Source organism: Saccharopolyspora sp. NPDC050389 (assembly GCF_040655595.1).
Lineage (GTDB): Bacteria > Actinomycetota > Actinomycetes > Mycobacteriales > Pseudonocardiaceae > Saccharopolyspora.
Genome location: NZ_JBFAKG010000031.1, coordinates 30,871 through 54,720 on the forward strand (window position 1 = coordinate 30,871; position 23,850 = coordinate 54,720).

The 23,850-nt window shown below is 70.3% G+C and carries 21 protein-coding genes; 7 read left to right on the forward strand and 14 right to left on the reverse strand.

Annotated elements, in window-relative coordinates; genetic code table 11:
• The first annotated feature begins 106 nt into the window (after window positions 1-106).
• Window positions 107-478 carry a hypothetical protein gene (locus tag AB0I53_RS21405; RefSeq protein ID WP_358605515.1) on the forward strand — a complete coding sequence of 124 codons (372 nt, stop codon included), beginning with the start codon at window positions 107-109 and terminating at the stop codon, window positions 476-478.
• A 17-nt stretch (window positions 479-495) separates the two neighbouring features.
• The gene (locus tag AB0I53_RS21410; protein ID WP_358605518.1) at window positions 496-4,806 is read left to right on the forward strand and encodes a cation-translocating P-type ATPase; all 4,311 of its coding nucleotides are present in this window, start codon (window positions 496-498) and stop codon (window positions 4,804-4,806) included.
• Between the two features lie 214 nt (window positions 4,807-5,020).
• Here AB0I53_RS21410 and AB0I53_RS21415 read toward each other — a convergent pair whose 3' ends face one another.
• Window positions 5,021-5,953: an EamA family transporter gene (locus tag AB0I53_RS21415; protein WP_358605521.1), complete on the reverse strand. Its 933-nt coding sequence runs from the start codon at window positions 5,951-5,953 to the stop codon at window positions 5,021-5,023.
• Between the two features lie 251 nt (window positions 5,954-6,204).
• Between AB0I53_RS21415 and acnA the strand changes: the two genes are divergently transcribed.
• Window positions 6,205-9,021, forward strand: a complete 2,817-nt coding sequence (acnA, locus tag AB0I53_RS21420; protein ID WP_358605524.1) for an aconitate hydratase AcnA — start codon at window positions 6,205-6,207, stop codon at window positions 9,019-9,021.
• 126 nt (window positions 9,022-9,147) lie between these two features.
• Window positions 9,148-9,597, forward strand: coding sequence for a MarR family transcriptional regulator (locus AB0I53_RS21425; RefSeq protein ID WP_358605527.1), 450 nt, complete (start codon window positions 9,148-9,150; stop codon window positions 9,595-9,597).
• Between the two features lie 73 nt (window positions 9,598-9,670).
• Here the strand turns inward: AB0I53_RS21425 and AB0I53_RS21430 are convergent, their stop codons facing one another.
• The 3 genes from AB0I53_RS21430 to AB0I53_RS21440 form a co-directional block, all read right to left on the reverse strand.
• A complete protein-coding gene (locus AB0I53_RS21430) occupies window positions 9,671-10,153 on the reverse strand; it encodes a hypothetical protein (RefSeq protein ID WP_358605530.1) in 483 nt (160 codons plus the stop codon).
• A 623-nt stretch (window positions 10,154-10,776) separates the two neighbouring features.
• Window positions 10,777-11,334 (reverse strand): methyltransferase domain-containing protein, encoded by a 558-nt coding sequence (locus AB0I53_RS21435; RefSeq protein WP_358605709.1) that lies wholly within the window; start codon window positions 11,332-11,334, stop codon window positions 10,777-10,779.
• Window positions 11,335-11,750: 416 nt separating this feature from the next.
• Complete coding sequence (locus AB0I53_RS21440; RefSeq protein WP_358605533.1) at window positions 11,751-11,900, reverse strand: hypothetical protein; 150 nt, start codon at window positions 11,898-11,900, stop codon at window positions 11,751-11,753.
• 260 nt (window positions 11,901-12,160) lie between these two features.
• Between AB0I53_RS21440 and AB0I53_RS21445 the strand changes: the two genes are divergently transcribed.
• Window positions 12,161-13,210, forward strand: coding sequence for an NAD(P)-binding domain-containing protein (locus tag AB0I53_RS21445; protein WP_358605536.1), 1,050 nt, complete (start codon window positions 12,161-12,163; stop codon window positions 13,208-13,210).
• Between the two features lie 130 nt (window positions 13,211-13,340).
• Here the strand turns inward: AB0I53_RS21445 and AB0I53_RS21450 are convergent, their stop codons facing one another.
• A complete protein-coding gene (locus AB0I53_RS21450) occupies window positions 13,341-13,550 on the reverse strand; it encodes a (4Fe-4S)-binding protein (RefSeq protein WP_358605539.1) in 210 nt (69 codons plus the stop codon).
• Window positions 13,551-13,561: 11 nt separating this feature from the next.
• Complete coding sequence (locus AB0I53_RS21455) at window positions 13,562-14,770, reverse strand: cytochrome P450 (RefSeq protein WP_358605542.1); 1,209 nt, start codon at window positions 14,768-14,770, stop codon at window positions 13,562-13,564.
• A gap of 140 nt (window positions 14,771-14,910) precedes the next feature.
• Between AB0I53_RS21455 and AB0I53_RS21460 the strand changes: the two genes are divergently transcribed.
• A complete protein-coding gene (locus tag AB0I53_RS21460) occupies window positions 14,911-15,585 on the forward strand; it encodes a helix-turn-helix domain-containing protein (protein WP_358605545.1) in 675 nt (224 codons plus the stop codon).
• Between the two features lie 21 nt (window positions 15,586-15,606).
• Here the strand turns inward: AB0I53_RS21460 and AB0I53_RS21465 are convergent, their stop codons facing one another.
• The 8 genes from AB0I53_RS21465 to AB0I53_RS21500 form a co-directional block, all read right to left on the reverse strand.
• Window positions 15,607-15,987 (reverse strand): VOC family protein, encoded by a 381-nt coding sequence (locus tag AB0I53_RS21465; protein ID WP_358575898.1) that lies wholly within the window; start codon window positions 15,985-15,987, stop codon window positions 15,607-15,609.
• 82 nt (window positions 15,988-16,069) lie between these two features.
• Window positions 16,070-17,410: a solute carrier family 23 protein gene (locus AB0I53_RS21470; protein ID WP_358605548.1), complete on the reverse strand. Its 1,341-nt coding sequence runs from the start codon at window positions 17,408-17,410 to the stop codon at window positions 16,070-16,072.
• A 101-nt stretch (window positions 17,411-17,511) separates the two neighbouring features.
• A complete protein-coding gene (locus AB0I53_RS21475) occupies window positions 17,512-18,510 on the reverse strand; it encodes a TIGR03842 family LLM class F420-dependent oxidoreductase (RefSeq protein ID WP_358605551.1) in 999 nt (332 codons plus the stop codon).
• Window positions 18,511-18,712: 202 nt separating this feature from the next.
• A complete protein-coding gene (gene hydA, locus AB0I53_RS21480; RefSeq protein ID WP_358605554.1) occupies window positions 18,713-20,113 on the reverse strand; it encodes a dihydropyrimidinase in 1,401 nt (466 codons plus the stop codon).
• Entirely contained in the window at window positions 20,110-21,408 is a 1,299-nt protein-coding gene (locus tag AB0I53_RS21485; protein WP_358605557.1) for an aspartate aminotransferase family protein, read from the reverse strand. Before AB0I53_RS21485 ends, hydA begins: the two co-directional genes overlap by 4 nt.
• An 11-nt stretch (window positions 21,409-21,419) precedes the next feature.
• Entirely contained in the window at window positions 21,420-22,262 is an 843-nt protein-coding gene (locus AB0I53_RS21490; RefSeq protein ID WP_358605560.1) for a nitrilase-related carbon-nitrogen hydrolase, read from the reverse strand.
• A 267-nt stretch (window positions 22,263-22,529) separates the two neighbouring features.
• Window positions 22,530-23,168, reverse strand: coding sequence for a LysE family translocator (locus tag AB0I53_RS21495; RefSeq protein WP_358605563.1), 639 nt, complete (start codon window positions 23,166-23,168; stop codon window positions 22,530-22,532).
• A 9-nt stretch (window positions 23,169-23,177) separates the two neighbouring features.
• Entirely contained in the window at window positions 23,178-23,369 is a 192-nt protein-coding gene (locus AB0I53_RS21500; RefSeq protein WP_358605566.1) for a DUF397 domain-containing protein, read from the reverse strand.
• Window positions 23,370-23,544: 175 nt separating this feature from the next.
• On the opposite strand from AB0I53_RS21500, the gene AB0I53_RS21505 reads away from it, so the two are divergent.
• Window positions 23,545-23,772, forward strand: a complete 228-nt coding sequence (locus tag AB0I53_RS21505) for a hypothetical protein (protein ID WP_358605570.1) — start codon at window positions 23,545-23,547, stop codon at window positions 23,770-23,772.
• Window positions 23,773-23,850 lie beyond the last annotated feature (78 nt).

A 23,850-nucleotide genomic window follows, 5' to 3' on the forward strand; every position in this document is an offset into this window, starting at 1 on the left:
TTCGTCCGCGCGGATCGGGGTATTTCAACGGGATCGAACGGGTTAATGAGGATCTGACGTCCGGCGTAGCCTGAATGGTTGCAGTTCCGGAGGAGGGGGTGCCCCAATGGCCACCACGACAAGCTCGAGCACCTCGTCGACGAGTTCGGGCACCTCGCACCGCACTCGCAGGCAGCCCGCGACCAGGTCCGGCCGGGCGCGTGGCGGCACGGCGATCACCCTGCCCTACGTCACGGCGGAGCTCCACACCACCGAGGTCCGGCTGCCCGAGCTCCCGGGGATTCCCGGCCGCAAGGAACTGGCGTCGGCTGTCGACACCGTGCGCGGTCAGCTGCCCTCCCGCGACCAGGCGCTGTTCTACGGCGGGCTGACCGTGGCGGCCGCGTTCAGCCTGATCGAGTGGCCGGTGGCCGCGGCGATCGGCATCGGCAACGCGCTCATCCAGCGCAGCGTGCACAAAGAGATCAGCGAGGCCTGATCGCGAAGGATTCCCCGATGCCGCTGGGTTGGCTCCTGTCGAAGGCCGCCGAGGTCGTCACGCCGGTGATGCGCGCGGCGCGCACGGCGGCCGCCTCCCCGGCCGATCGGCGGGTGTGGGCCGGCCGCCACCGCAGCCACCTGGAGATGAGAGGGGTGCACCGGCCTGGCACCGAGGCCGCGGCGCGCGACGTCGAGCAGCGGTTGCTCGAGGTCGACGGGGTGCGCAGCGCCGAGGTCAACGGCGTGTTGGGCCGCGTGGTGGTCGCGCATGATCCGGAGGTCGTGGACATCGCGGCGCTGGCCCGCGTGATCGCGGACGCCGAGGCCGATCACGGCTTGGACGGCGAACCGATGTCGCCGCGCAGCGCGACGCACCCGGGCAACGCCGGGGCCGTGCTCCGCGACGTGGGCGCCCTGATCGCGGGCGTGGCCGGGCTCGGCTATTCCGCCGTCGGCGCGTTGCTGCCGGTGCGGGCCGTGTCGCCGCTGGTTCCCGCCGCGGTGTCGCTGGTGGACTCGGTGCCGTGGATGCGTGGCGGGTTGGAGCGCAAGCTCGGCCGCGCCCCGGTCGACACCACGTTGGCGCTGGGCGGTGCCATTTCGCACGGCCTGGCCCGTCGCCCACTGGGCGTGCTCACCGACATGTGCGGGCGGTTCTGCGCGTCTCGCGAGGCGATCGCACGGAACCAGGCCTGGCAGCAGTGGGAGCAGGCCGCGGCCGTGCACCGCTGCGATCCGGTGGAGGTCCCCGCTCGCCCGCGCCCGATTCCGAACGGTCCGGTCGAGCGGGTCGCCAACGTTTCCGGCGGAATGGCACTGGCCGGATACGGCACCGTCCTCGCCGCGTCGCACAACCCGCAGCGCGCCCTCGCGGCGCTGCTGGCCGGTGTCCCGCGTCCGGCGAAGGCCGGTCGCGAGGCCTTCGCCACCCACCTGACCACCGTGATCTCGGCGCGCGGCGGGCTCGTGCTGGAACCCGACGCGTTGCGACGACTGGACCGGGTCGACACCGTCGTGTTCGACGCGTCGATCCTGCTCACCGGTCGCCGTGTCCTGGACGCCGTGATCCCGCTGGACCCGGAGGCCGACGCAGCGGGGCTGTTCGCCCGCGCCAGCGAACTCGTCGATCCCCGGGACCCGCTGGCCGAGCAGGTCCGCGGCGAGTGGTCGACCGCGCCGCTGCCGGACAGCCTTCCGGACGCCGCCCGCGGCGTCGCCGAGGCCGAATCTTCGCGCGGCGCAACGGTGTTGGCGCTGAACCACAAGTCCACGATGGTCGCCCTGGTGAGCGTCGCCGACGAACTCGATCCGCTGGCGGAGGCGCTGGTGGAGGCCGCGCGCGCCAACGGATCGGCGGCGGCGGCGGCCGGAATCGGCACCCGGCTGGATCAGCGGCTGCCGCTGGACCGGCTCGTCGCCGGTGGCAACAACCTGGCCCGTTCGGTGCGGCGGCTGCAGGAGGACGGTGCCGTCGTGGCCGTCGTGTCGGACCGCGCGCACTCCGCGCTGGCCGCCGCGGACGTCGGCATCGGACTGTCCAGAATGGACGCACAGCCGTGGGGTGCCGACGTGCTGTGCTCGAGAGCCGATGTGGCGCACATGCTGCTGGCAGCGACCGAGAACGCCCGCCGCGCCAGCCTTCACGCCACGATGCTGTCGGTGGCCGGCTCCTGCATCGCGGCGCTGTTCGCGGCGTTCGGCCCGGCGCTCGGCGCGCCCGCGCGGGCCTCGATGCCGATGCACGCCGCGACGCTGGCCGCCTTCATCACGGGTACCTGGGCCGGGATGTCCGCGGCGAACCGCGCTCCCCCGGTTCCCCGGGAGCGCACCCCCTGGCACGCGATGCCTCCGTCGGCGGTGCTGTCCACGTTATCCAGTTCCGAGCAGGGGCTCAGCGAATCGGCCGCCGCCTCCCGGCACCAGCCGCACGACGGCGGCCGGGTGCCGCCGACCGTGGCCGGAGCGACCGTGGAAGGCCTGATCACCCCGATCACCCCGGTGCTCGGAGCGGGCGCGGTCATCTCGGCGGGCCTGGGATCGATGATCGACGCCGCGCTGATCGGCGGCGTGCTGCTGGCCAGCGCGCTGGTCGACGGCGTTCAGCGGGTCGCCACCGACCGCGAGCTGACGCGGCTGCTCGAAGCCGGCCAGATGCCCGCTCGCCGGCGGCGTGACGGGATCGCGCAACTGGTGCCCGCCGACCAGCTCGTGCCCGGCGATGTGATCGAGCTGCGAGCCGGTGACGGGGTGCCGGCGGACTGCCGGCTGCTGGCGGTCGAGGCCCTGGAGGTCGACGAGTCCAGCCTCACGGGCGAATCTCAGCTGGTCACCAAGGAAATCGCGGCGACGACCGCGCTCGCGGTCGCCGACCGCGCGTGCATGCTCTACCAGGGCACGGCCATCGCCAGCGGCTCCGGCACCGGAGTCGTCGTGGCCGTCGGCACGTCCACCGAGCTCGGGCGCACCGCGCAGGGCACCGTGGGGGAGCACGACGGCGGCGTCGAGGCCAGGCTGGGCGAGCTGACCAAGCGCGTGCTGCCGATCTCGGTGGGCGCCGGCGGCGTGCTGTTCATCGCCGATCTGGTGCGCGGCATCCCGCTGGGCCAGACCGTCGCGCGCTCAGTGGGCCTGGCCGTGGCGGCGGTCCCGGAGGGATTGCCGTTCGTCGCCACCCTCGCCGAGCTCGCCTCGGCGCGCCGCCTGTCCAAGCGCGGCGTCCTGGTGCGCAGTCCGGCGACGATCGAAGCGCTGGGCCGCGTCGACGCGCTGTGCTTCGACAAGACCGGAACCCTCACCCAGGGGCGGATCACGCTGCGCCAGGTGTCCGACGGCCGCACCGGTCAGTCCACTGAGGACCTCGACGACGGGCACCGGGAGATCGTGGCCGCCGGGGTGCGCGCCACGCCTCGCCAGAACGACGAGCATCCGCTGCCGCACCTCACCGACCGGGCCGTGCTCGACGGCGCCCGCGCGGCGGGCGTCGCGGCCGATGGAGCCGTGCTGGCCGAGTTGCCGTTCGAGCCCTCGCGCGGCTTCCACGCGGTGCGGACCCGTGGCCTGCTGTCGGTAAAGGGCGCGCCCGAGGTCGTGCTCGACCGGTGCACCAGCTGGCGAGATCGCGGTGCGTTCGATGCCGAGGCGCGCGCCGACGTGGACGCGGAGGTCGAACGGCTGGCGCTGCGGGGCTACCGGTTGCTGGCCGTGGCCGAGCGCACCGGGCCGGCAGGCCCCGGGCTCACCGAGTCCGATGTGGACGAGCTCGAGTTCGTCGGGCTTCTGGGCCTCGCCGATCCGGTGCATCCGACCGCCGCCGAGGCGGTCGCGCAGCTCAGCGGCGCCGGTGTCGACGTCATCATGATCACCGGCGATCACCCCAGCACCGCCGAAGCCATCGCCGCCGAACTCGGCATGCTCGGCGACAAGCGGGTGCTGACCGGAGTGGAGCTGGACCAGCTCGACGACGAACAACTCACCGGCGAGCTGCCGAAGATCTCCGTGTTCGCCCGGGTCAGCCCGGCGCAGAAGGCGCGCATCGTGCGCCGGCTGCGGGCCGGTGGCCGGGTGGTGGCGATGACCGGTGACGGCGCGAACGACGTACCGGCGATCAACCTCGCACAGGTGGGCATCGCATTCGGGTCCCGCGCCACGCCGGCGGCCCGGCAGGCGGCCGACCTCGTCGTCTCCGACGACCGCATCGAGACGCTGACGGACGGCATCGTAGAAGGCCGGGCGATGTGGACCTCGGTGCGCGACGCGCTGTCGATCCTGCTCGGCGGCAACCTCGGCGAGATCGGATATGCGCTGGGCACCGGCCTGGTCAGCGCAGGCGCCTCGCTCAACGCCCGTCAGCTGCTGGTGGTCAACCTGCTCACCGACATCATGCCGGCGATCGCGATCGCGGTGCGGCCGCCACCGCACGCCACCCCGGAGAAGCTCCTCGCAGAAGGCCCGGAGGCCTCGCTCGGCTCGGCGCTGGCCCGCGACGTCTCCGCCCGCGCGGCCGCCACCGCCGGGGCCGCCGGGCTCGCCTGGATGCTGGCCCGCCCGCTGTCCACCGCGGCGCAGGCGCGCACCACCGGCCTGGTCGCGCTGGTGGCCGCGCAGCTGGCGCAGACGCTCGCGGTGCGCGGCCGCACGCCGCTGGTCCTCATCGCCGGTGTGGGATCGGCGCTGGTCCTCGTCGGGCTGGTGCAGATACCCGGCGTCAGCCAGTTCTTCGGCAGCAGCCCGCTCCTGCCGCACCACTGGCTCATCGCGCTCGGCACTTCGATCGCGGCGACACTGGCGGTGCTGCTGTGGCAGAAGTGGCCGCCGAACAGCCCCTGACCTGCACTGTTCTGGCTCGATTCACCTGCGCTTCATCTCCAGCGCAACAGCGGCTAACCCGGTCGGGGCACATTCGGGTCGTAACGACGCAGAACCGCGGGAGAAAGCAGACCGATGCCCCAGTTCCTCACCACCGTCCTCACCGGCGTGGCCATCGCCCTCATCGAGACCCTGTTGATCCACCTGGTGAAGTCGGCCATCCGCACCGCCTGACCTACACGCCTGCCAGCTCGGCGGCCTGGGTCTTCGCCGGTGCCGCGCGCTGCGCGACGAAAGCGCCGACGAGGATCAGCGCCCCGCCGAGCAGCTGGATCGGGCCCAGCGCCTCGGCGAGCAGCGCCCACGCCAGCACCGTGGCGACCACCGGCTCCAGGAACGCGACCGCGCCGGCCACCTGCGGCGAGAGGCGGCGCACCGCGACGATCCCGGTCAGGTAGGCCAGGACCGTGCTCAGCACGACGATCCAGCCGACCGCGAACAACGCCGGGAACTCGTGCCCGGCCAGCTCGACCTGCCCGAGCAGCAGCGCCCAGTTCAGCTCCCACGGCTGCGCGAGCAGCGTGACGACCGCGGCGCCCAGCACGAGCCCGAAGCCGGCGAGGGCGAACGGGTTGACCTCCGGTCCGCTGTCGGACAACAAGAAATAGGTGGCCTGGCAGCCCGCCGCGCCCAGCGCCAGCAGCAGGCCGATCGGGTCGAAGCTCAGCCCGGACCACAGCTCCACCACGCACGCCAGGCCGACCATCGCGATCGCCACGCCGATGGCCGCCGAGCGGGTCACCGGCTTGCGGCGGACGAACCGGATCCAGCCCAGCACCATCACCGGGCCCAGGAACTCGATGAGCAGCGCCACCCCGACCGGCACCGTGGCGATCGCGGCGAAGTAGAAGACCTGCACCCCGGCGATGGCGAACAACCCGTACCCGGCCAGCAACTTCGGCACCTGGCGCACCGCGGGCGCGTAGCGGATCACGAACGGCAGCATCAGCAACGCGCCGCCCGCCAACCGCAGCCAAGCCACCTGCAACGGGGTGAAGCCCGCGGTGATCAGCGGCTTCGCGAACGGCCCGGAACCGCCGAAGCAGAACGCGGAGACGATCGCGATCGCCACACCGGCGGACTTCGCGTTGTCGGTCAGGTTGCGCATGCGCCAATCGAAACACGTCGCTCCGACGGCTCCACACCGGCTTTCTGTACTTCCGTCCCAATCTCTGGGAAGGCCGGAAAAACCCGCGGTTTTGCACGCCGTGGTACATGTGATCGATAGTTTGCCGACCCTTAGTTGAGGACGAATACAGGACAAGCGTACTGTTAGCGTCGAAGAGAGCGGGTCCCCGCGCATGCTCGTCTGACGTGCGCCAGACTCGCAATCGTTCCCGAACTTGCGCCCGTCGCGAGATGGAGTTGAACGTGACTGCACCTGCGAGCAAGGACAGCTTCGGCGCCCGCGGCACGCTGAACGTCGGTGACGCCTCTTACGAGGTGTTCCGGCTCAGCGCGGTCGACGGCGCGCAGCGGCTGCCCTACAGCCTCAAGATCCTCCTGGAAAACCTGCTGCGCACCGAGGACGGCGCGAACATCACCGCCGACCACGTGCGGGCCCTCGCCAACTGGGACGCCAAGGCCGAGCCGGCCACCGAGATCCAGTTCACCCCGGCCCGCGTGATCATGCAGGACTTCACCGGCGTGCCCTGCGTGGTCGACCTGGCCACCATGCGCGAGGCGGTGGCCGACCTCGGCGGCGACACCTCCAAGGTGAACCCGCTGGCCCCGGCCGAGCTGGTGATCGACCACTCGGTGATCATCGACGTGTTCGGCAGGCCGGACGCCTTCGAGCGCAACGTCGAATTCGAGTACGGCCGCAACAAGGAGCGCTACCAGTTCCTGCGTTGGGGCCAGGGCGCCTTCGACGAGTTCAAGGTCGTCCCGCCGGGCACCGGCATCGTGCACCAGGTCAACATCGAGCACCTGGCCCGCACCGTGATGGCCCGCGGCGGCCAGGCCTACCCGGACAGCTGCGTCGGCACCGACTCCCACACCACCATGGTCAACGGCCTTGGCGTGCTGGGCTGGGGCGTCGGCGGCATCGAGGCCGAGGCCGCGATGCTCGGCCAGCCGGTGTCGATGCTCATCCCGCGCGTGGTCGGCTTCAAGCTCACCGGCGAGATCCCGGCCGGCGCCACCGCCACCGACGTGGTGCTGACGATCACCGAGATGCTGCGCAAGCACGGCGTCGTCGGCAAGTTCGTCGAGTTCTACGGCTCCGGTGTGGCCTCGGTTCCGCTGGCCAACCGCGCCACCATCGGCAACATGAGCCCGGAGTTCGGTTCCACCTGCGCGATCTTCCCGATCGACGACGAGACCGTCCGGTACCTCAAGCTCACCGGTCGCTCCGCCGAGCAGGTCTCCCTCGTCGAGGCCTACGCCAAGGAGCAGGGCCTCTGGCACGACGCGGACCACGAGCCGGAGTACTCCGAGTACCTCGAGCTGGACCTGTCCACTGTGGTCCCGTCGATCGCCGGCCCGAAGCGTCCGCAGGACCGCATCGTGCTGGCCGAGGCCAAGCCGTCGTTCCGCCACACGCTGACCGACTACGCCAAGGTCGAGACCGCCGACGACAAGGCGATCGACGAGGCCGGTGAGGAGTCCTTCCCCGCCAGCGACGCACCGGCGCTCACCCACCACGAGTCCGCGCCGCAGGTCGTCTCGGCCGCCAACGGCTCGAACGGCCGGATCTCCAAGCCGGTCAAGGTCGCCTCGGAGGAGCTCGGCGAGTTCGAGCTGGACCACGGCGCCGTGGTGATCGCCTCGATCACCTCCTGCACCAACACCTCCAACCCGTCGGTGATGCTGGGCGCGGCGCTGCTGGCCCGCAACGCCGTGGACAAGGGCCTGACCCGCAAGCCGTGGGTGAAGACCTCCATGGCCCCGGGTTCGCAGGTCGTCACCGACTACTACGAGAAGGCCGGGCTCTGGCCGTACCTGGAGAAGCTCGGCTTCCACCTGGTCGGCTACGGCTGCACCACCTGCATCGGCAACTCCGGCCCGCTGCCGGACGAGATCTCCGCCGCCGTGCAGGACAACGACCTGTCGGTGGTCTCGGTGCTGTCGGGCAACCGGAACTTCGAGGGCCGGATCAACCCCGACGTCAAGATGAACTACCTGGCCTCGCCGCCGCTGGTCATCGCCTACGCGCTCGCGGGCTCGATGGACTTCGACTTCGAGAACGACCCGCTGGGCACCGACACCGAGGGCAAGCCGGTCTTCCTGCGCGACCTCTGGCCGTCGCCGCAGGAGGTCCAGGACGTCATCGACTCGGCGATCACCAACGAGATGTTCACCAAGTCCTACGAGGACGTCTTCAAGGGCGACGAGCGGTGGCGGTCGCTGCCGACCCCGGAGGGCCAGACCTTCGAGTGGGCCGCGGACTCCACCTACGTGCGCAAGCCCCCGTACTTCGAGGGCATGGCGATGGAGCCGGCGCCGGTCACCGACATCTCCGGTGCCCGCGTGCTCGCGCTGCTCGGCGACTCGGTCACCACCGACCACATCTCGCCGGCCGGTGCGATCAAGCCGGACTCGCCCGCGGGCAAGTACCTCACCGACCACGGCATCGACCGCAAGGACTTCAACTCCTACGGTTCCCGCCGCGGTAACCACGAGGTGATGATCCGGGGCACCTTCGCCAACATCCGGCTGCGCAACCTGCTGCTTGACGACGTGCAGGGCGGCTACACCCGGGACTTCACCCAGGACGGCGCCCCGCAGGCGTTCATCTACGACGCCGCGCAGAACTACGCCGCCCAGGACATCCCGCTGGTGGTGCTCGGCGGCAAGGAGTACGGCTCCGGTTCGTCGCGCGACTGGGCGGCCAAGGGCACCCGGCTGCTGGGCGTCCGCGCCGTCATCGCCGAGTCCTTCGAGCGCATCCACCGCTCGAACCTGATCGGCATGGGCGTCATCCCGCTGCAGTTCCCGGAGGGCCAGTCGGCCAAGTCACTGGGCTTGGACGGCACGGAGACCTTCGACTTCGCGGGCATCACCAAGCTCAACGAGGGTGAGACGCCGCAGACGGTGAAGGTGACCGCGACCAAGGCCGACGGCTCCACTGTGGAGTTCGACGCCAAGGTGCGCATCGACACCCCCGGCGAGGCGGACTACTACCGCAACGGCGGCATCCTGCAGTACGTGCTGCGCAAGATGATCCGCTCCTGATCCCCTGCCGATCCGGCGGGTACTACCGAACGGGCCCGGTGCGCCACAAGCGCACCGGGCCCGTTCCCGTTGGGGCGCCCCGTAAACTGGCGGACAACCCAAGCAACGACGGCTGGTGAGGTGGCAGTGCAGCGCAACCGGCGGGCCGAACGGATGGCGTCGGATCCCGATCTGGGGGCCCTGAGCGCCCGACTGCTGCTCGCCCTGCAACGGGAACTGTTCGACGCGCTGGCCGATCAGGGATTCGCCGACCTCACCCCGCGCCACGGCGCCGTACTGGCCTATTTGGACCCGGCCGGCGTGCGGGCGAGCGAGCTGGTGCAGCTCTCGGGGCAACACAAGCAGGTGATCGGCACCATCATCGACGAGCTGGAAGCGCTCGGCTACGTCGAACGCCGGCCGGATCCCGCCGACCGGCGGGCGAAGCTGGTGGTACCGACCGAGCGCGGGCTGGCCCAGCAGCGCGCGGCGGACCGGATCATCGCCGCGATCGAACGGCGGCACGCCGAAGCGATCACCGAGCCCCGCTACCGCGAGTTCAAGGAGTCCCTGCGGACCATCACCGAACGCGGTTGAGGGCGGACAGCGATGAGTCCCGTTGCGGAGGTGGGCCGTGAGCGTTTTGGGGCGTCTTAGCACCCCAAACCACTCACGGGCCCAAGCACTTCCGACACCGTAGCGTCGGCCCCTGCCACCCCTCCCTGCGGAGCACCGCCACGACCTCGCGCGCGACCGAACACGGGGCGCGGTCGACGTCCTGCCAGCCGTACACCAACCGAGCCGTTCCACTGAGCTCGGCGGCGTTGTCCCGCCTACGGTCTCGGAAAGCCGTCTCGGCATCACTGTGGTAAGCGCGGCCGTCCAGCCGGATGATCAGCGGAATTCCGAGGTGCTCGTAACTGCAGTCCTCCAAGAACTTCCGGCCGAACACCGACACGGGCACCTGCCGCCGCGCCCCGGGAATGCCGTGCGCCTGCTCGACGTCGAGGAAGTACCGAGCTTCCAACATCGAGGTGAGCCCCTCACCGAGCAACCGCACCGCCCGGTCGAGAGCAGTCCCGTAGCGGTAGGCCGGCCTCGCAGCCAACCGCGCCCGGATTTCGTCGGCCGATACCCGGTTCGCCGCAGCCACCGTCAGCAAGGTCCGTTCCGCTGCCGCCTTGTGCGGTTCGGCTGCAGCCAGGTCGACAACAGTGTCCGCACGCGACGTCCGCGGCGGCTCGTGGGCTACGACGATGTGCCTGAACGCGCGACTTCGGTGGATCAACACACCTTCCTGCGGCATGGCCGAAGTCCCGTACGGAACCGTGATGTGGATCGGGCCGTCATCTTTCGGTAGCCAACCCCATTCCTGCGCAGCGGTCTGATGGCTGAGCACTGCCGGAAGATCGGCGTACAGCATTGCGGCGCTGATCTTGGCGGGTCGCGGAGCGGACCGCTGAAGAGCGCGATGACACCGCGATGAACGCGTTGCCAGCGGTTCGCCCTGATGTTGGCCCGCACGGTGTCGTGGCTGATTCCGAACCTTCTCAGCTGCCTGCGGGTGAAGACGGCGTGCTGACCGCGGTTCAGCAGCTCCCACTCGGCCAGATCTGATTCTCGGATGACAAGAGGCACATGGATGCAGAGGCGACAACCCGCCGTACAGATACACCTGTGCGCCCGCCGGAGGCCATTAGCACCCTAAAGTGCACCGTCCCGTGAGCGTTTTGGGGCGGCATAGCACCCCAAACCACTCACGGCACGGCCCGGCGCTCAGGGCCGGCGGGGGCGGCGGCAGACGTAGATGCGGGCCGGCGGGACGTTTCGCCACACCGTGCGCGAGGTCAGCACCTCGTCGAAGCTCAGGTCCAGGCGGCGGCGGAACTGCCGGGCTCCGGCCATGCCCAGGGCGTGCACGTAGGCGAAGGTCGTGAAGGCGCCGCCGGGCGCGAGGACCGCGCCGATCTGGCCCAGGATGTCGTGCTGCAGCTTCGCCGGGAAGATCGACCACGGCAGGCCGCTGACCACCGCGTCCACCTTGTCGATGCCCGCGTCGGCGAGCAGGTCGCCGAGCCGCGCCGCGTCGCCCTGGATCACTTCCAGCCACGGCAGTTCGGTGCCCAGGTACTCGACCATCCCGGCGTCCAGCTCGATCGCCACCTGCCGGCCGCCCGCGGGCAGCCGCTCGGCGATCGCGCCGCTGAGCGCTCCGGTGCCGGGCCCGAGCTCCACGACCACCGGGCTGCCGGAGGTCGGCACCACGGCCGCCATCTCGCGGGCCAGGCTCGGCGAGCTGGGCGCGACCGCGCCGACCAGGTTCGGCTTGCGCACCGCGCGCTCGACGAACGTCCGGTAGTTGGCCAGCACCGATCCGGAGCCCGAACGGGGCAACACCGGACCACCCGGCTGTGGACCACTGGACTGTTCGACTGGACTCACGGGTGCCCTTCCCGATCGGCGTGTTGACCTCGTTCGGCTCACCCTATCGGTCGCCGCACCCGCCGCGGCCCGCATGTGCGGCATCACATGCCGATCACCGCGCGCCCGGGACAACCGAGGCACTAGTTACCTTTGCAAACAACCGGGCCGGATAAATCGTGGAATCGACGTGATGCAGTCAATCCAAAATGCACCCGGAATTCAAGTAACGAAAACCGGCCGGGCGGCGATTGGATTCGCCGCCATGGCCGGTCCGAGGTTTGCGGGCTTGTTCCCGGCGACGGGAGCAAGCCCGGCTGCGCGCTTCCTCAGGCGATGCGCTCGGCCGCGGGGCCGATCGGCTCGATCACCTGGTCCGGGGTGCCCGGCTGCAGCCGCTGCGCCCACTTGGTCATCGCTCCCGCCACCGCCAGCAGTACAACCGACTCGGCCACCAGGGCCACCCACACCGTTGTCACTTCTTGCCTCCCTTCTGCAAACCTCCCCGTCTTCCGCACGCGCGCGCGAGGCACCGCCGACAAAGGGCAGGACGAACGGAAGAAGGTTTGGGGAACCACTGCTTACGGAATCAATCGTAGGGCGTTGTTTCGGTCGAATTAAAGGCACCCCACGGGTGTCTTGCGTCGCACTCTCTTGGCCTATCCGGGCAACTCCGCGGCAGTGGCACAGACCACCTCCCGCGCGGGAAGAATCCGCCGCGGCGGCTGTTCTGCTGGATGTGGAGGACATCGACGTCGTGGTGATCGGAGCCGGCCAGGCGGGGCTGACCGGCTCGTACCACCTGCAGCGAACAGGCATCGACCACGTGGTGCTCGACCACGGTGACGGGCCCGGCGGCGCGTGGCGGCACCGCTGGCCGTCGCTGCGCCTCGGCGGCGTGCACGGCATCCACGACCTGCCGGACAGCCCGCTGCGCGAGACCGACGGTGCTCGCCCCGCCGCCGAGGTCGTCCCGGAGTACTTCGGGCGGTACGAGTACGAGCAGGAACTCCCGGTGCTGCGGCCGGTGAAGGTCGACGCGGTGCGCGACGGCGGCGAGCGACTGCTGGTGGACAGCTCGGCGGGAACCTGGGCCGCGCGAGCGGTCCTCAACTCCACCGGCACCTGGGAGAACCCGTTCTGGCCGCACTACCAGGGGCAGCACTCGTTCGCCGGCCGCCAGCTGCACACCGCCGACTACCGCGGGCCCGAGGAGTTCCGCGGCAGGCACGTGATCGTGGTCGGCGGCGGGATCTCCGCGGTGGAGCACCTGCTGGAGATCGCCGAGGTCGCCGAGACGACCTGGGTGACCCGGCGGCCGCCGGAGTTCACCGACGCCGCGTTCACCCCGATCGACGGGCGGGCCGCGGTCGCCGAGGTCGAGCGCCGCGTCCGGCTCGGCCTGCCACCGGGCAGCGTCGTCAGCGTGACCGGACTGCCGAACACCCCGGCCGTGCAGGCCGCGCGGGACCGGGGCGTGCTGAACCGGCTGCCGATGTTCGAGCGGATCACCGCCGACGGCGTCGAATGGGCCGACGGGCGCTCGCAGCGGGCGGACGTGATCCTCTGGGCCACCGGCTTCCGGCCGGTCATCGCCCACCTCGCGCCGCTGCACCTGCGCGAACCGGGCGGCGGCATCCGGGTGGCCGGAACCCGCGCGGTCGCCGAGCCCCGGCTGCACCTCGTCGGCTACGGGCCGTCGGCCAGCACCATCGGGGCCAACCGCGCCGGCCGCGCGGCCGCCCGGGAAATCACCGAGCTGCTGCGGGAAAGATCAAGAAAACCTTAATCGGGCCTGTCCAGGGACCTAATGCCCTGTGACCGGCGCGCTACAGCCAGCAAGCTGCGCTGTGGCGGCTCAACCACGCCGGCGGCGCCATCTCCAGGAGAGGGGGAGGTGGCGCCGCTTCACGTCGCGGCTACCGGTCGTCGACCAGGGACAGCGCGCCCGACGGGCAGATGTGCACCGCCTCCCGGGCCGCAGCGACCAAGTCGGCGTCGCCGTCGTCCACCTTGGCCGCCAGCAGCACCACCCGGCCGTCCTCGTCGTTCTGGTCGAACAGCGCCGGCTCGGTCAGCACGCACTGGCCCGCCCCGACGCAGCGGTCCAGGTCCGCCTCGATCCGCATGATCGCTCCTCTCACCAGGTCACGGGCATTTCGTAGATCCCGTAGATGTTCGCATCGGACTTGAACGGCAGGTCGTCGACGGCGACGTCCAGCCGCAGCCCGGGCAGCCGCCGGAACAGCGTGTCGAAGACGATCTGCAGCTCCAGCCGCGCCAGATTCTGCCCCAGGCACTGGTGCGGGCCGAAGCCGAACGCCACGTGCCCGCGGGCGTTGCGGGCGATGTCCAGCTCGTCGGGCCGGTCGAAGACCTCGGGATCGCGGTTGGCCGAGCTGCCCAGCGCGACGATGCCCTCCCCCGCCCGGATCAGCGCGCCGCCGATCTCGACGTCATCCATGGCGGTGCGCGAGGTCGCCGCCTCGACGATGGTGAAGTAGCGCAGTAGTTCCTCGACGGCGGGCAGGGTCTTGGCCGGGTCGGCGACGATCTCCGCGAGCTGGTCCGGGTTCTCCAGCAGCGCCAGCGTGCCCAGCGAGATCATGTTCGCGGTCGTCTCGTGCCCGGCGACCAGCAGCAGCAACGCCATCCGCACGAGCGCGTCGTGGTCGACCTCGCCGGCTTCGCGCTGCTTGCGGATCTGCCTGCCGATCAGGTCGTCGGTGAGCTCCCGTTCCTTGCCCGTCACGAGCTCGTCCAGGTAGGCCGTGATCTCCTCGACCGCGGCGAGGCGCTCCTCGGCGGGGGTGGTCTTCCGCAGAATCCGGCTGGTGCGCTCCTGGAAGAAGTCGTGGTCGGCGTAGGGCACGCCCAACAGCTCGCAGATCACGAGCGACGGCACCGGCAGCGACAGCGCCCGCACCAGGTCGACCGGGCGGGGCGCGGCGAGCATCTCGTCGATGCAGTCGTCGACGATCTGCTGGATGCGCGGCCGCATCGCCTCGATCCGCCGCACGGTGAACTCGCCGAGCACGGCGCGCCGGGCCTCGGTGTGCTCCGGCGCGTCCATCCCGATCAGTGACGGGGTGATGGTGCCGGCAACGGTCCGCTGGCCGGGCGAGAGCTGCGGGAATCCGGGGCGGCGCCGGTCGGAGCTCATCCGCCGATCGCCGAGCACCTGGCGGACGAGGTCGTGCCGGGTGACCAGCCAGGCGGTGCCGCCGCCGGCCATCGGCACCTTGGTGATCGGCGCTTCGGCACGCAGCTTGGCGTATTCCGGTTCGGGTGCGAACGGGCAGGTGCGGGCCTTCGGGTAGGCCGCCGGGTCAACGGCTTGGTCGGACATCGTGACTCCCTGATCACCGAGAGAACAAGTGGATGACTCTCTTCCGGTTATAGCGAAGCGGAAGAATTTCGTCCACCTACTTTCGGCTCAGCACATGCGACAATCCGCCCAACCCAATGCAGAGCACGCGAGCGAGGACCATGACGACCGACGCCACTCCACGGCTGCGGGCCGACGCCCGCCGCAACCGGGACCGGATCATCGCTGCGGCGCGGACCGTCTTCACCGAGCACGGCACCGAGGTCCCGATGGAGGAGATCGCCCGCGCCGCCGGTGTCGGGATCGGCACCCTGTACCGCCGCTTCCCCGACCGCGAATCGCTGCTCGGCGCGATCGGCCGGGACGCGTTCCAGCAGGTCCTGGACGAGGCCCGGGCGATCGGCGACCAGGAATCCGACCCGTGGCGCGCGCTCTGCGACTTCCTGCTGCGCGCCGCCAACCTGCGCACGGTCGTCCGGTTCTCGATGCTGTCCCAGCGGGCCAGGGCGATCCTGGCCGCCGATCCGGACGTCGAGCAGGCACGCGAAGAACTGCTGGAGATCCTCGACGGGATGGTGCGCGCCGCGCAGGCGAACGGTTCGATGCGGCCGGACGTCAGCGGCGGTGACCTCGGCATGATCCTTTCGATCGTGCTCCAGGGCGTGCACATCGCCCCGGACGACATCCGCCAGGACGCTTCGGCCCGCTACCTGACGCTGATGCTCGACGGCTTGCAGGCCCGCCCCGGCACGCCGCTGCCCGGCAGGCCGGTGACCATCGCCGACATCGCCCTGGCGCGGCACAACGCGGCAGCAGCCGATGAGCAGACCGTCTGACCGCTTCGAACGCGGCGCTGGTCAGCTCGCCAGGTCGTCGGCCTGGAACATGCCGAAGATGTTGCCCTCGGTGTCCCGGCAGTAAGCCACCCAGCCCATGCCGGTCAGCGCGGTCCTCGGCATCGCCACCCGGCCGCCCGCGGACTCCACGATCGACAGCATCGCGTCGACGTCCGCCACCTCCATGGTCGTCGCGAACGCCGCGATCGGGGTCTCGTCGGAGGGCTCGGAGCCCTTGCGGGGCAGCAGGCCGCCGTCGATGCCCGGGCCCTCGCCGGTGAAGATCAGCCAGTACTGCTCGTCGCCCCACTGCTGGAACCGCCAGCCGAACACGGTCGAGTAGAACTCGCGGGCGCGATCCACGTCTCCCACGTGGATCTCGAAGTGCACGGGACGCAGCATGGCGGCCTCCTCGACGCCGGTGGTCGTCTGCGAACCTACGGCCTGCCCGCTGCGGCCGCACTGACGATCAGCGGCGACGCGGTCACTTCCGGGCTGGCACCAGCCAGCGCAGCACGTGGTAGCCCAGCAGCGTGACGATGGTGCCCAGCGCGATGCCGCTGAGGCTGAACTGCGGCGTGATCTGCAGCGACACCCCGCCGATGCCGGCCACCAGCCCGGCGGCCAGCGGCATCAGGTTGACCGGATTGCCGAAGTCGACGCGGTTCTCCGTCCAGATCTTCGCGCCCAGCAGCCCGATCATGCCGTAGAGCACCACGGTGATGCCGCCGAGCACGCCGCCTGGGGTCGCGGCGATCACCTCGCCGAACTTCGGGCACAGCCCGAACAGGATCGCCACGATCGCGGCCACCCAGTAGGCCGCCGTGGAGTACACCCGGGTGGCCGCCATGACGCCGATGTTCTCGGCGTAGGTGGTCGTGGGCGGGCCGCCGACCGCGCTGGAGAGGGTGCTGGCGAAGCCGTCGGCGAAGATCGCCCGCCCGAGGCTGCCGTCCAGCTTGGTGCCGGCCATCTCCTCGACGGCCTTCACGTGCCCGGTGTTCTCCGCGATCAGCGCGATCACCACGGGCAGCACGACCATGATCGCCGCCGCGTCGAACGACGGCGCGTGCAGCGTCGGCAGGCCGAACCAGCTGGCATCCGCGACGCCGCTGAGGTCGAGCCGGAGGTGCGTGCTGACCTCGCCGCTGGCGTTCGGCGCGGTGATCGGGCCGAAGCCCAGGTCGAACAGCCACGACAGGGCGTAGCCGACGACCAGCCCGATCAGCACCGCGATGCGGGACCAGAATCCGCGCAGCAGCACGCTGCAGCCGAGCACCACCACCATGGTGATCAGCGCGATCCACTGGTCCTGCGGCCAGTACGACTCGGCGACCACCGGGGCGAGGTTGAAGCCGATCAGCATCACCACCGCGCCGGAGACCGCGGGCGGCAGCAGCCGGTGCACCAGCTGCGGGCCGACGAAGTGGATGATCACCCCGACCGCGGACAGCACCAGGCCGAGCACCAGGATCGCGCCGGTGACCGTCGAGCTGTCCCCGCCGCCTGCCCGGATCACCGTCACCACGCCCACGAAGGACGCACTGCTGCCGAGGTAGCTGGGGATCTTGCCCTGCACGATCAGCAGGAACAGGATGGTCGCCACGCCCGAGACCATGATCGCCAGGTTCGGGTCCAGGCCCATCAGCACCGGGAAGACGAAGGTGGCGCCGAACATGGCCACCACGTGCTGCGCGCCGAGCCCGACGGTGCGCCCCCAGGAAAGCCGTTCGTCCGGAGCCACCGCCTCGCCGGGGCGCGGTGTGCTGCCGTCCCCGTGCAGCTTCCAGCCGATGCCCAGCCTCGCGCCGAGTCCCTGCCGCATGGCGCCCCTCCCCGTTCCACCCCGCCGACCGGGGCTGCCACTTTCCGGCGGAACTCTACAAACCCGCGGCCGTGTGACCGCCGCCGCAGGCCCGTGGGGCGTCAGGACATGGCCGGGATGATGGTTTCGCCGTAGGCGTCCACTGTGGAATCCAGAGCGTCGTGCATGGCGTAGATCGCGAACTGGTCGACGCCGGCATCGCGCAGTTCCCGCAGCTTGGCGACGTGCGCCTCGACGGGCCCGAGCAGGCAGAACCGGTCCACGATCTCGTCCGGCACGAACTCGGTGCTCGGGTTGTCGGTCCGGCCGTGGTGCGTGTAGTCGTAGCCCTTTCGGCCCCTGATGTAGTCGGTGAGCGCGGTGGGCACCCCCTCGGCGGCGTCGCCGTAGCGGGCGACGAGGTCGGCGACGTGGTTGCCGACCATGCCGCCGAACCAGCGGCACTGCTCGCGGGCGTGGTCGAGGTCGTCGCCGACGTAGGCCGGGGCGGCCACGCACACGGTGATCGACGCCGGGTCGCGCCCCGCATCGCGGGCGGCCTCCCGGACGTGGTCGACCATCCAGCGCGTCAGGTACGGGTCGGCGAGCTGCAGGATGAAGCCGTCCGCCTGCCGGCCGGCGAGCTCCAGGGCCTTCGGCCCGTAGGCGCCCATCCAGATCGGCAGCCTGCCGTCGCGCACCCACGGCAGCCGCACCGGGGTTCCGTGCAGTTGCACCTCCCGGCCCTCGGCCAGCTCCTTGATCACGCGCATGGCCTGCTCGAGCGTCGCCAGCGTGGTCGGCCGCCCGCCGGTGACCCGCACCGCCGAGTCGCCGCGGCCGATGCCGCACACCGTGCGCGGCCCGAACATGTCGTTGAGCGTGACGAACGTCGAGGCGGTGACCGTCCAGTCGCGGGTGGCCGGGTTGGTCACCATCGGGCCGACCACGAGCCGCTCGGTGGCGGCCAGGATCTGGCTGTGGATGACGAACGGCTCCTGCCACAGCACGCACGAGTCGAAGGTCCAGCCGTGGCTGAAGCCGAGCCGCTCGGCCCGGCGCATCCGGTCCACAACGGACCACGCGGGCGGATCGGTCTGCAGAACCAGTCCGAAGTCCATCACTCCCCCAAAACTGTTCTTGAATCGGATTTGCTTTGCGGTGCGGGTAGCGGAACCTCAAACGCCGCCTGGACTGTGGGAGCCCCGACTTACGTGACCAATACGCGGCATCGGGGTTGTCCTCGCCAGACGACGTCTGAGAACCCGCGGCGGTGCAAGCTGCGAAGGTGGGTAAGCGGCTTCGCCGCTTCAAAGAAGGAATTCAGATCAGGTACTGGCAGGTGTCGCGGGCCAGGAACCGGCCGCGCCCGGGTCGGCCGGTGTAGGTGCCGTCGTCGACGACGACCTCGCCGCGGGACAGCACGGTGCGGACCCGGCCGGTGATCCGCTTGCCCTCGTAGGCGTTGTAGTCGACGTTCATGTGGTGCGTCTCGGCCGAGAGCACGTGCTCGGCGCGCGGGTCGTAGATCACGATGTCGGCGTCTCCGCCGGGCGCGATCGTGCCCTTTCGCGGGTGCAGGCCGAACATCCGAGCCGGCGTGGTGCACGCCAGCTCGACCCACCGGCGGCGGTTGATGCGCCCCTCCACCACGGCCTGGTGCAGCAGATCGATCCGGTTCTCCACGCCCGGGATGCCGTTGGGGATCTTCGAGAAGTCGCTGCGGCCGAGCTCCTTCTGGTCCTTGAAGCAGAACGGGCAGTGATCGGTGGACACCACCGAGAGGTCGTTGGTGCGCAACGCCTGCCACAGGTCCGCCTGGTGTTCGGCCGGCCGCAGCGGGGTCGAGCAGACGTACTTCGCGCCCTCGAACTCCGGCCGGGCCAGGTCGTCGACCGTGAGGAACAGGTACTGCGGGCACGTTTCGCCGAAGACGTTCAGCCCGTTGTCGCGGGCCCTGGTGATCTCCGCGACGGCCTCGGCGGCCGAGACGTGCACGACGTAGAGCGGAGCACCGGCCACTCTGGACAGCTGGATCGCCCGGTGCGTCGCCTCCGCCTCCAGCAGCGGGTGCCGGACCTGCCCGTGGAACCGCGGGTCGGTGCGCCCGGCGGCCAGCGCCTGCTGCACCAGGACATCGATGGCGATGCCGTTCTCGGCGTGCATCATCGTCAGCGCGCCGTTTCCGGCGGCCTGCTGCATGGCTCGCAGGATCTGCCCGTCGTCGCTGTAGAACACGCCGGGATAGGCCATGAACATCTTGAAGCTGGTGATCCCCTCGGCGACCAGCGCGTCCATCTCCTTCAACGCCTCGTCGCCGACGTCGGAGAGGATCATGTGGAAGCCGTAGTCGATCGCGCACTGCCCGTCGGCCTTGGCGTGCCAGGCGTCCAGGCCCTCGCGCGGAGAGCCGCCGACCGGCTGGATCGCGAAGTCGACGATCGTGGTGGTGCCGCCCCACGCGGCGGCCCGGGTCCCGGTCTCGAAGGTGTCCGACGCGAACGTCCCGCCGAAGGGCATCTGCATATGCGTGTGCCCGTCGACACCACCGGGGATGACGTAGTGCCCGGTCGCGTCGAGCACGGTGTCCGCGGTGGACAGCCACTGCTCCGCGGCGGCCGGCGCGGCAATGGCGGCGACCTGCTCGCCGTCGACGAGCACGTCCGCGCGGATCTCCTCGGTCGCGGTGATCACCAGGCCGCCGCGGATGATCGTTCTGCTCATGACCGCCCCACTTTCTCCAGCGCCGCCAACAAGATCCGGCCACCCTCGCGCGCCTCCGCCTCGGTGAGGCTCAGCGGCGGCGCGATCCGCAGGACGTTGCCATCCAGGCCGCCCTTCCCGATGAGCACGCCGTTGCGCCGGGCCTCTTCGAGGACGTCGGTGGCGATCTCCGGTGCGGGCGTTCCGTCTGCGTGCGCCAGCTCCACACCGATCATCAGGCCCTTGCCGCGCACGTCGACGACGCCCGGAACCCGGCCGAGCGCACCGTCGAGCTGTTCGCGCAGCACCGCGCCGATGCGCGCGGCGTTGGCCTGCAGGTCGTTGGCGAGGAGGTAGTCGAGGTTTGCCAGCGCCCCGGCGGCGGTGACGGGGCTGCCGCCGAAGGTGGAGATCGAGTTCGCCCGGACGCTGTTCATGATCTCGGCGCGGGCGATGACGCCGCCGACCGACAGGCCGTTGCCCATGCCCTTGGCGAAGGTGACGATGTCCGGCGCGCCGTTGGCGTCGTGCGCCTGCCAGCCCCAGAAGTGCTCGCCGGTCCTCCCCCACCCGGTCTGCACCTCGTCGCTGATCCACAGGATGCCGTGCCGGTCGAGGACCTCCTTGAAGCGGGCGAACAACCCGTCCGGCGGGGTGGCGAAACCGCCGACGCCCTGGATCGGCTCGGCGATCAGGCAGGCGACGTTGCCGTGCAGCTGCCCGAGCACGTCCTCCAGGTCGGACACGCACGCGGCGGTGAACTCCGCGTCCGGCAGGCCGGCGAACGGAGTGCCGCGCCGGCGGCTGCCGTGCACGTAGGCCGTCTGCACCGGGGACAGGCTGGTCGGCGACCAGCCGCGGTTGCCGGTCACCGCCAGGGCCGAGAACGACCGCCCGTGGTAGCTGTTGCGCAGCGCCAGCACCTGGTTCGAGGCGCGGTAGCCGGTGGCCAGCAGCAGCGCGGTGTCGTTGGCCTCGGTGCCGCTGGTCGTGAAGAACACCCGCGGGTCGTCGATGCCGGAGAGCTCCGCGACCCGCTCGGCGAGCTCGATCATCGGCCGGTTCAGGTACAGCGTCGAGGTGTGCAGGATCCGGCCCGCCTGCTCGCTGACCGCCCCGGTCACCTCCGGCAGCGCGTGCGCCGTCATCGTGGTGAGGATGCCGCCGAAGAAGTCGAGGTACCGGTTTCCCTCGGCATCCCAGACATGCCGCCCCTCGCCGCGCTGGATGTCGATCGGCTCGTCGTAGTACAGCGCGAGCCAGTCCGGCAGCACCGCGCGGTGCCGCTTGGTCAGCTCTGCGTGCGTGCTCGTCATCGTCGCTCCTCTCACGGCTCGGTCAGCGGGCGGTAGGCGTCCGGGCGGCGGTCGCGGTAGAACGCCCACTTCTGCCGGACCTCGTCGATCAGGTCGAAGTCCAGGTCGCGCACCACGAGTTCCTCGTCGGCGTCGCTGGCGGGCTCGCCGACGAACTGCCCGTACGGGTCGACGAAGTAGCTGGTGCCGTAGAAGTCGTTGTCGCCGTACTCCTCGATGCCGACCCGGTTGATCGCCGCGATGAAGTACTCGTTGGCCACCGCCGCGGCGGGCTGTTCGAGCTTCCACAGGTAGGACGAGAGGCCGCGGCTGGTCGCCGACGGGTTGTAGACCAGCTGCGCGCCGGCCAGCCCGAGCGCCCGCCAGCCCTCCGGGAAGTGCCGGTCGTAGCAGATGTAGACGCCGATCCGGCCGACCGCGGTGTCGAAGATGGGCCAGCCGAGGTTGCCGGGCCGGAAGTAGTACTTCTCCCAGAACCCGGGCAGGTGCGGCAGGTGGTGCTTGCGGTACTTGCCGAGGTAGCTGCCGTCGGCGTCGATCACGGCGGCGGTGTTGTAGTAGAAGCCGGGGCCGTCGACCTCGTAGATCGGCACGACGACGACCATGCGGAGTTCCCGCGCCAGCGCGCACATCCGCTGCGTGGTCGGCCCGTCGGGCACCGGCTCGGCCCAGCGGTAGTGCTCCGTCTCCTGCACCTGGCAGAAGTACGGGGCGTTGAAGACCTCTTGGAAGCCGATGATCCCGGCGCCCTGGCCGGCCGCGGCGCGAGCGTGCTTCTCGTGCTGGTCGACCATCGAGGCGGTGTCGCCGGTCCACTTCGCCTGGACCAGCGCCGCACGAACGATGTTGGGCATGGCTGCGCTGCACCCCTTCGGTCGCTGATGCCCTCGCAGACGGTGTTCGCCAGGGCGATCGAGACGAGCCGGGCGGCCCGTCCATCGAAGGTATGACCAGCAGCCATGACGCGCAATGATCAAGCGATTCCGCAGTGTTCCCGTTCGGTGGTGGCGGGAAGCACCGCACGGCCCGGGCGTGGGGCGATGCCGGAATCACGCCGGTACCCCGCCACCCGAATTCCTTCGAACAGGCGAAGCGCCGGTGTGTTGTGTCGAGCGGTCGCGCTAGCGGCTTTCGACCGCGACCCGCAGCCCCAGACCGACCAGGACGGTACCGCTGACGGCTTCGAGCCGACGACGGATCTTGGCGCGCCGGAACCACGCCCCGGCGCGAGACACGCTCGCCGCGAGTACCAGGTAGAAGACGGTCTCCAGCGCCACCTGGATCAGCGCGAGGACCGCCGTCGTGCCTAGTAGCGGCCGGTCGGCCGGGATGAACTGCGGGTAGAAGGCGAACATGAAGATCGCCGCCTTCGGGTTGGCTGCCTGCACCACCAGGCCCTCACCGAAGATCCGCCACCACGACCGGGCCATCGGAACCGGAACCTGGGCCTCCTCGGCGGCTCCCCGAGCCCGGATCGCCGCGATCCAGGACCGCACCCCGAGGTACAGCAGCAGTGCCGCACCGGCGACCTTCAAGATCAGGTACGCCGCCTCGGACGCGGCCACCAGAGCGGCCAAGCCCGCGCCCGCAGCCAGCGCCCACAGGTAGATCCCGGTCTCCAACCCGAGCACCGTCGCGACGGCCGAACCGAAGCCGTGCAACGCGGCCCGCCGGAAGATCAACGCCATGGCCGGGCCAGGAGAAGCCGAAATCAGCAGCACGGCGACCAGGAACCCGGGCAACACGGGAAGAAGATCCATGACCGACCCTCAGCGCAGCGACTCGACGAACCGAGACCAGCGATCGGCCGGGAAGGCGAGCACCGCGCCACCGGGGTCCTTCGAGTCCCGCACCCCGACAGCTGGCCCGGCAAAGGCCACCTCGACGCAGTTGGCTTGATCGCTGCTGTAGCTGCTCTTGCGCCATCGGGCGGCCGTCAGGTTAAGCGCGACATTCCGCACTCCTCTCGCATCACTCCTCTGCCGCCATCCAACGAACCAGGTCCGCTGACTCGGCAGACTTCAACGCAACGCTGAGGATATTGCTCAGCGCGAGGCGACAGGGAGCAAGATCAGCATCTTCTTCCAAGAACATACCCACCACCAGGGCAAACACGAAGAGAATTCGGGAGGGGTTATGGCCGACGAGCTCGCACGGAAGCGGACCGAAATCGAATTGCACATCATGAGCGAGGCAGCACAGGAGAAAACCTGGCAGATTCCGGCACAGGGCAGCAAAGGGCCGGTCACCGTAGCGCTGCGGATTCCCGAAGTTCGCGTCACCGATTCCAATGGACGGCACATCGTGATCGGGCCGGAACAGGCCGACCTGCTCGGCTCGAAGCTCAGCAACATAAGCGACTGACTCCAGGAAGGCGACCGGGACTGGATCGACCCCGACGCATAGGCGGTCACGGCGGTCACGCTCGTGAGTACGCATCGG

Bases quoted from the DNA above. Each gene is read 5' to 3' on its own strand.
- AB0I53_RS21495 (WP_358605563.1), bottom strand. From the start codon at position 23,168: ATGGATCTTCTTCCCGTGTTGCCCGGGTTCCTGGTCGCCGTGCTGCTG.
- AB0I53_RS21465 (WP_358575898.1), bottom strand. From the start codon at position 15,987: ATGCTGCGTCCCGTGCACTTCGAGATCCACGTGGGAGACGTGGATCGC.
- AB0I53_RS21505 (WP_358605570.1), top strand. From the start codon at position 23,545: ATGGCCGACGAGCTCGCACGGAAGCGGACCGAAATCGAATTGCACATC.
- hydA (WP_358605554.1), bottom strand. From the start codon at position 20,113: ATGAGCAGAACGATCATCCGCGGCGGCCTGGTGATCACCGCGACCGAG.
- AB0I53_RS21410 (WP_358605518.1), top strand. From the start codon at position 496: ATGCCGCTGGGTTGGCTCCTGTCGAAGGCCGCCGAGGTCGTCACGCCG.
- AB0I53_RS21455 (WP_358605542.1), bottom strand. From the start codon at position 14,770: ATGTCCGACCAAGCCGTTGACCCGGCGGCCTACCCGAAGGCCCGCACC.
- AB0I53_RS21475 (WP_358605551.1), bottom strand. From the start codon at position 18,510: ATGGACTTCGGACTGGTTCTGCAGACCGATCCGCCCGCGTGGTCCGTT.
- AB0I53_RS21415 (WP_358605521.1), bottom strand. From the start codon at position 5,953: ATGCGCAACCTGACCGACAACGCGAAGTCCGCCGGTGTGGCGATCGCG.
- AB0I53_RS21470 (WP_358605548.1), bottom strand. From the start codon at position 17,410: ATGCGGCAGGGACTCGGCGCGAGGCTGGGCATCGGCTGGAAGCTGCAC.
- acnA (WP_358605524.1), top strand. From the start codon at position 6,205: ATGGAGTTGAACGTGACTGCACCTGCGAGCAAGGACAGCTTCGGCGCC.
- AB0I53_RS21405 (WP_358605515.1), top strand. From the start codon at position 107: ATGGCCACCACGACAAGCTCGAGCACCTCGTCGACGAGTTCGGGCACC.
- AB0I53_RS21485 (WP_358605557.1), bottom strand. From the start codon at position 21,408: ATGACGAGCACGCACGCAGAGCTGACCAAGCGGCACCGCGCGGTGCTG.
- AB0I53_RS21450 (WP_358605539.1), bottom strand. From the start codon at position 13,550: ATGCGGATCGAGGCGGACCTGGACCGCTGCGTCGGGGCGGGCCAGTGC.
- AB0I53_RS21490 (WP_358605560.1), bottom strand. From the start codon at position 22,262: ATGCCCAACATCGTTCGTGCGGCGCTGGTCCAGGCGAAGTGGACCGGC.
- AB0I53_RS21460 (WP_358605545.1), top strand. From the start codon at position 14,911: ATGACGACCGACGCCACTCCACGGCTGCGGGCCGACGCCCGCCGCAAC.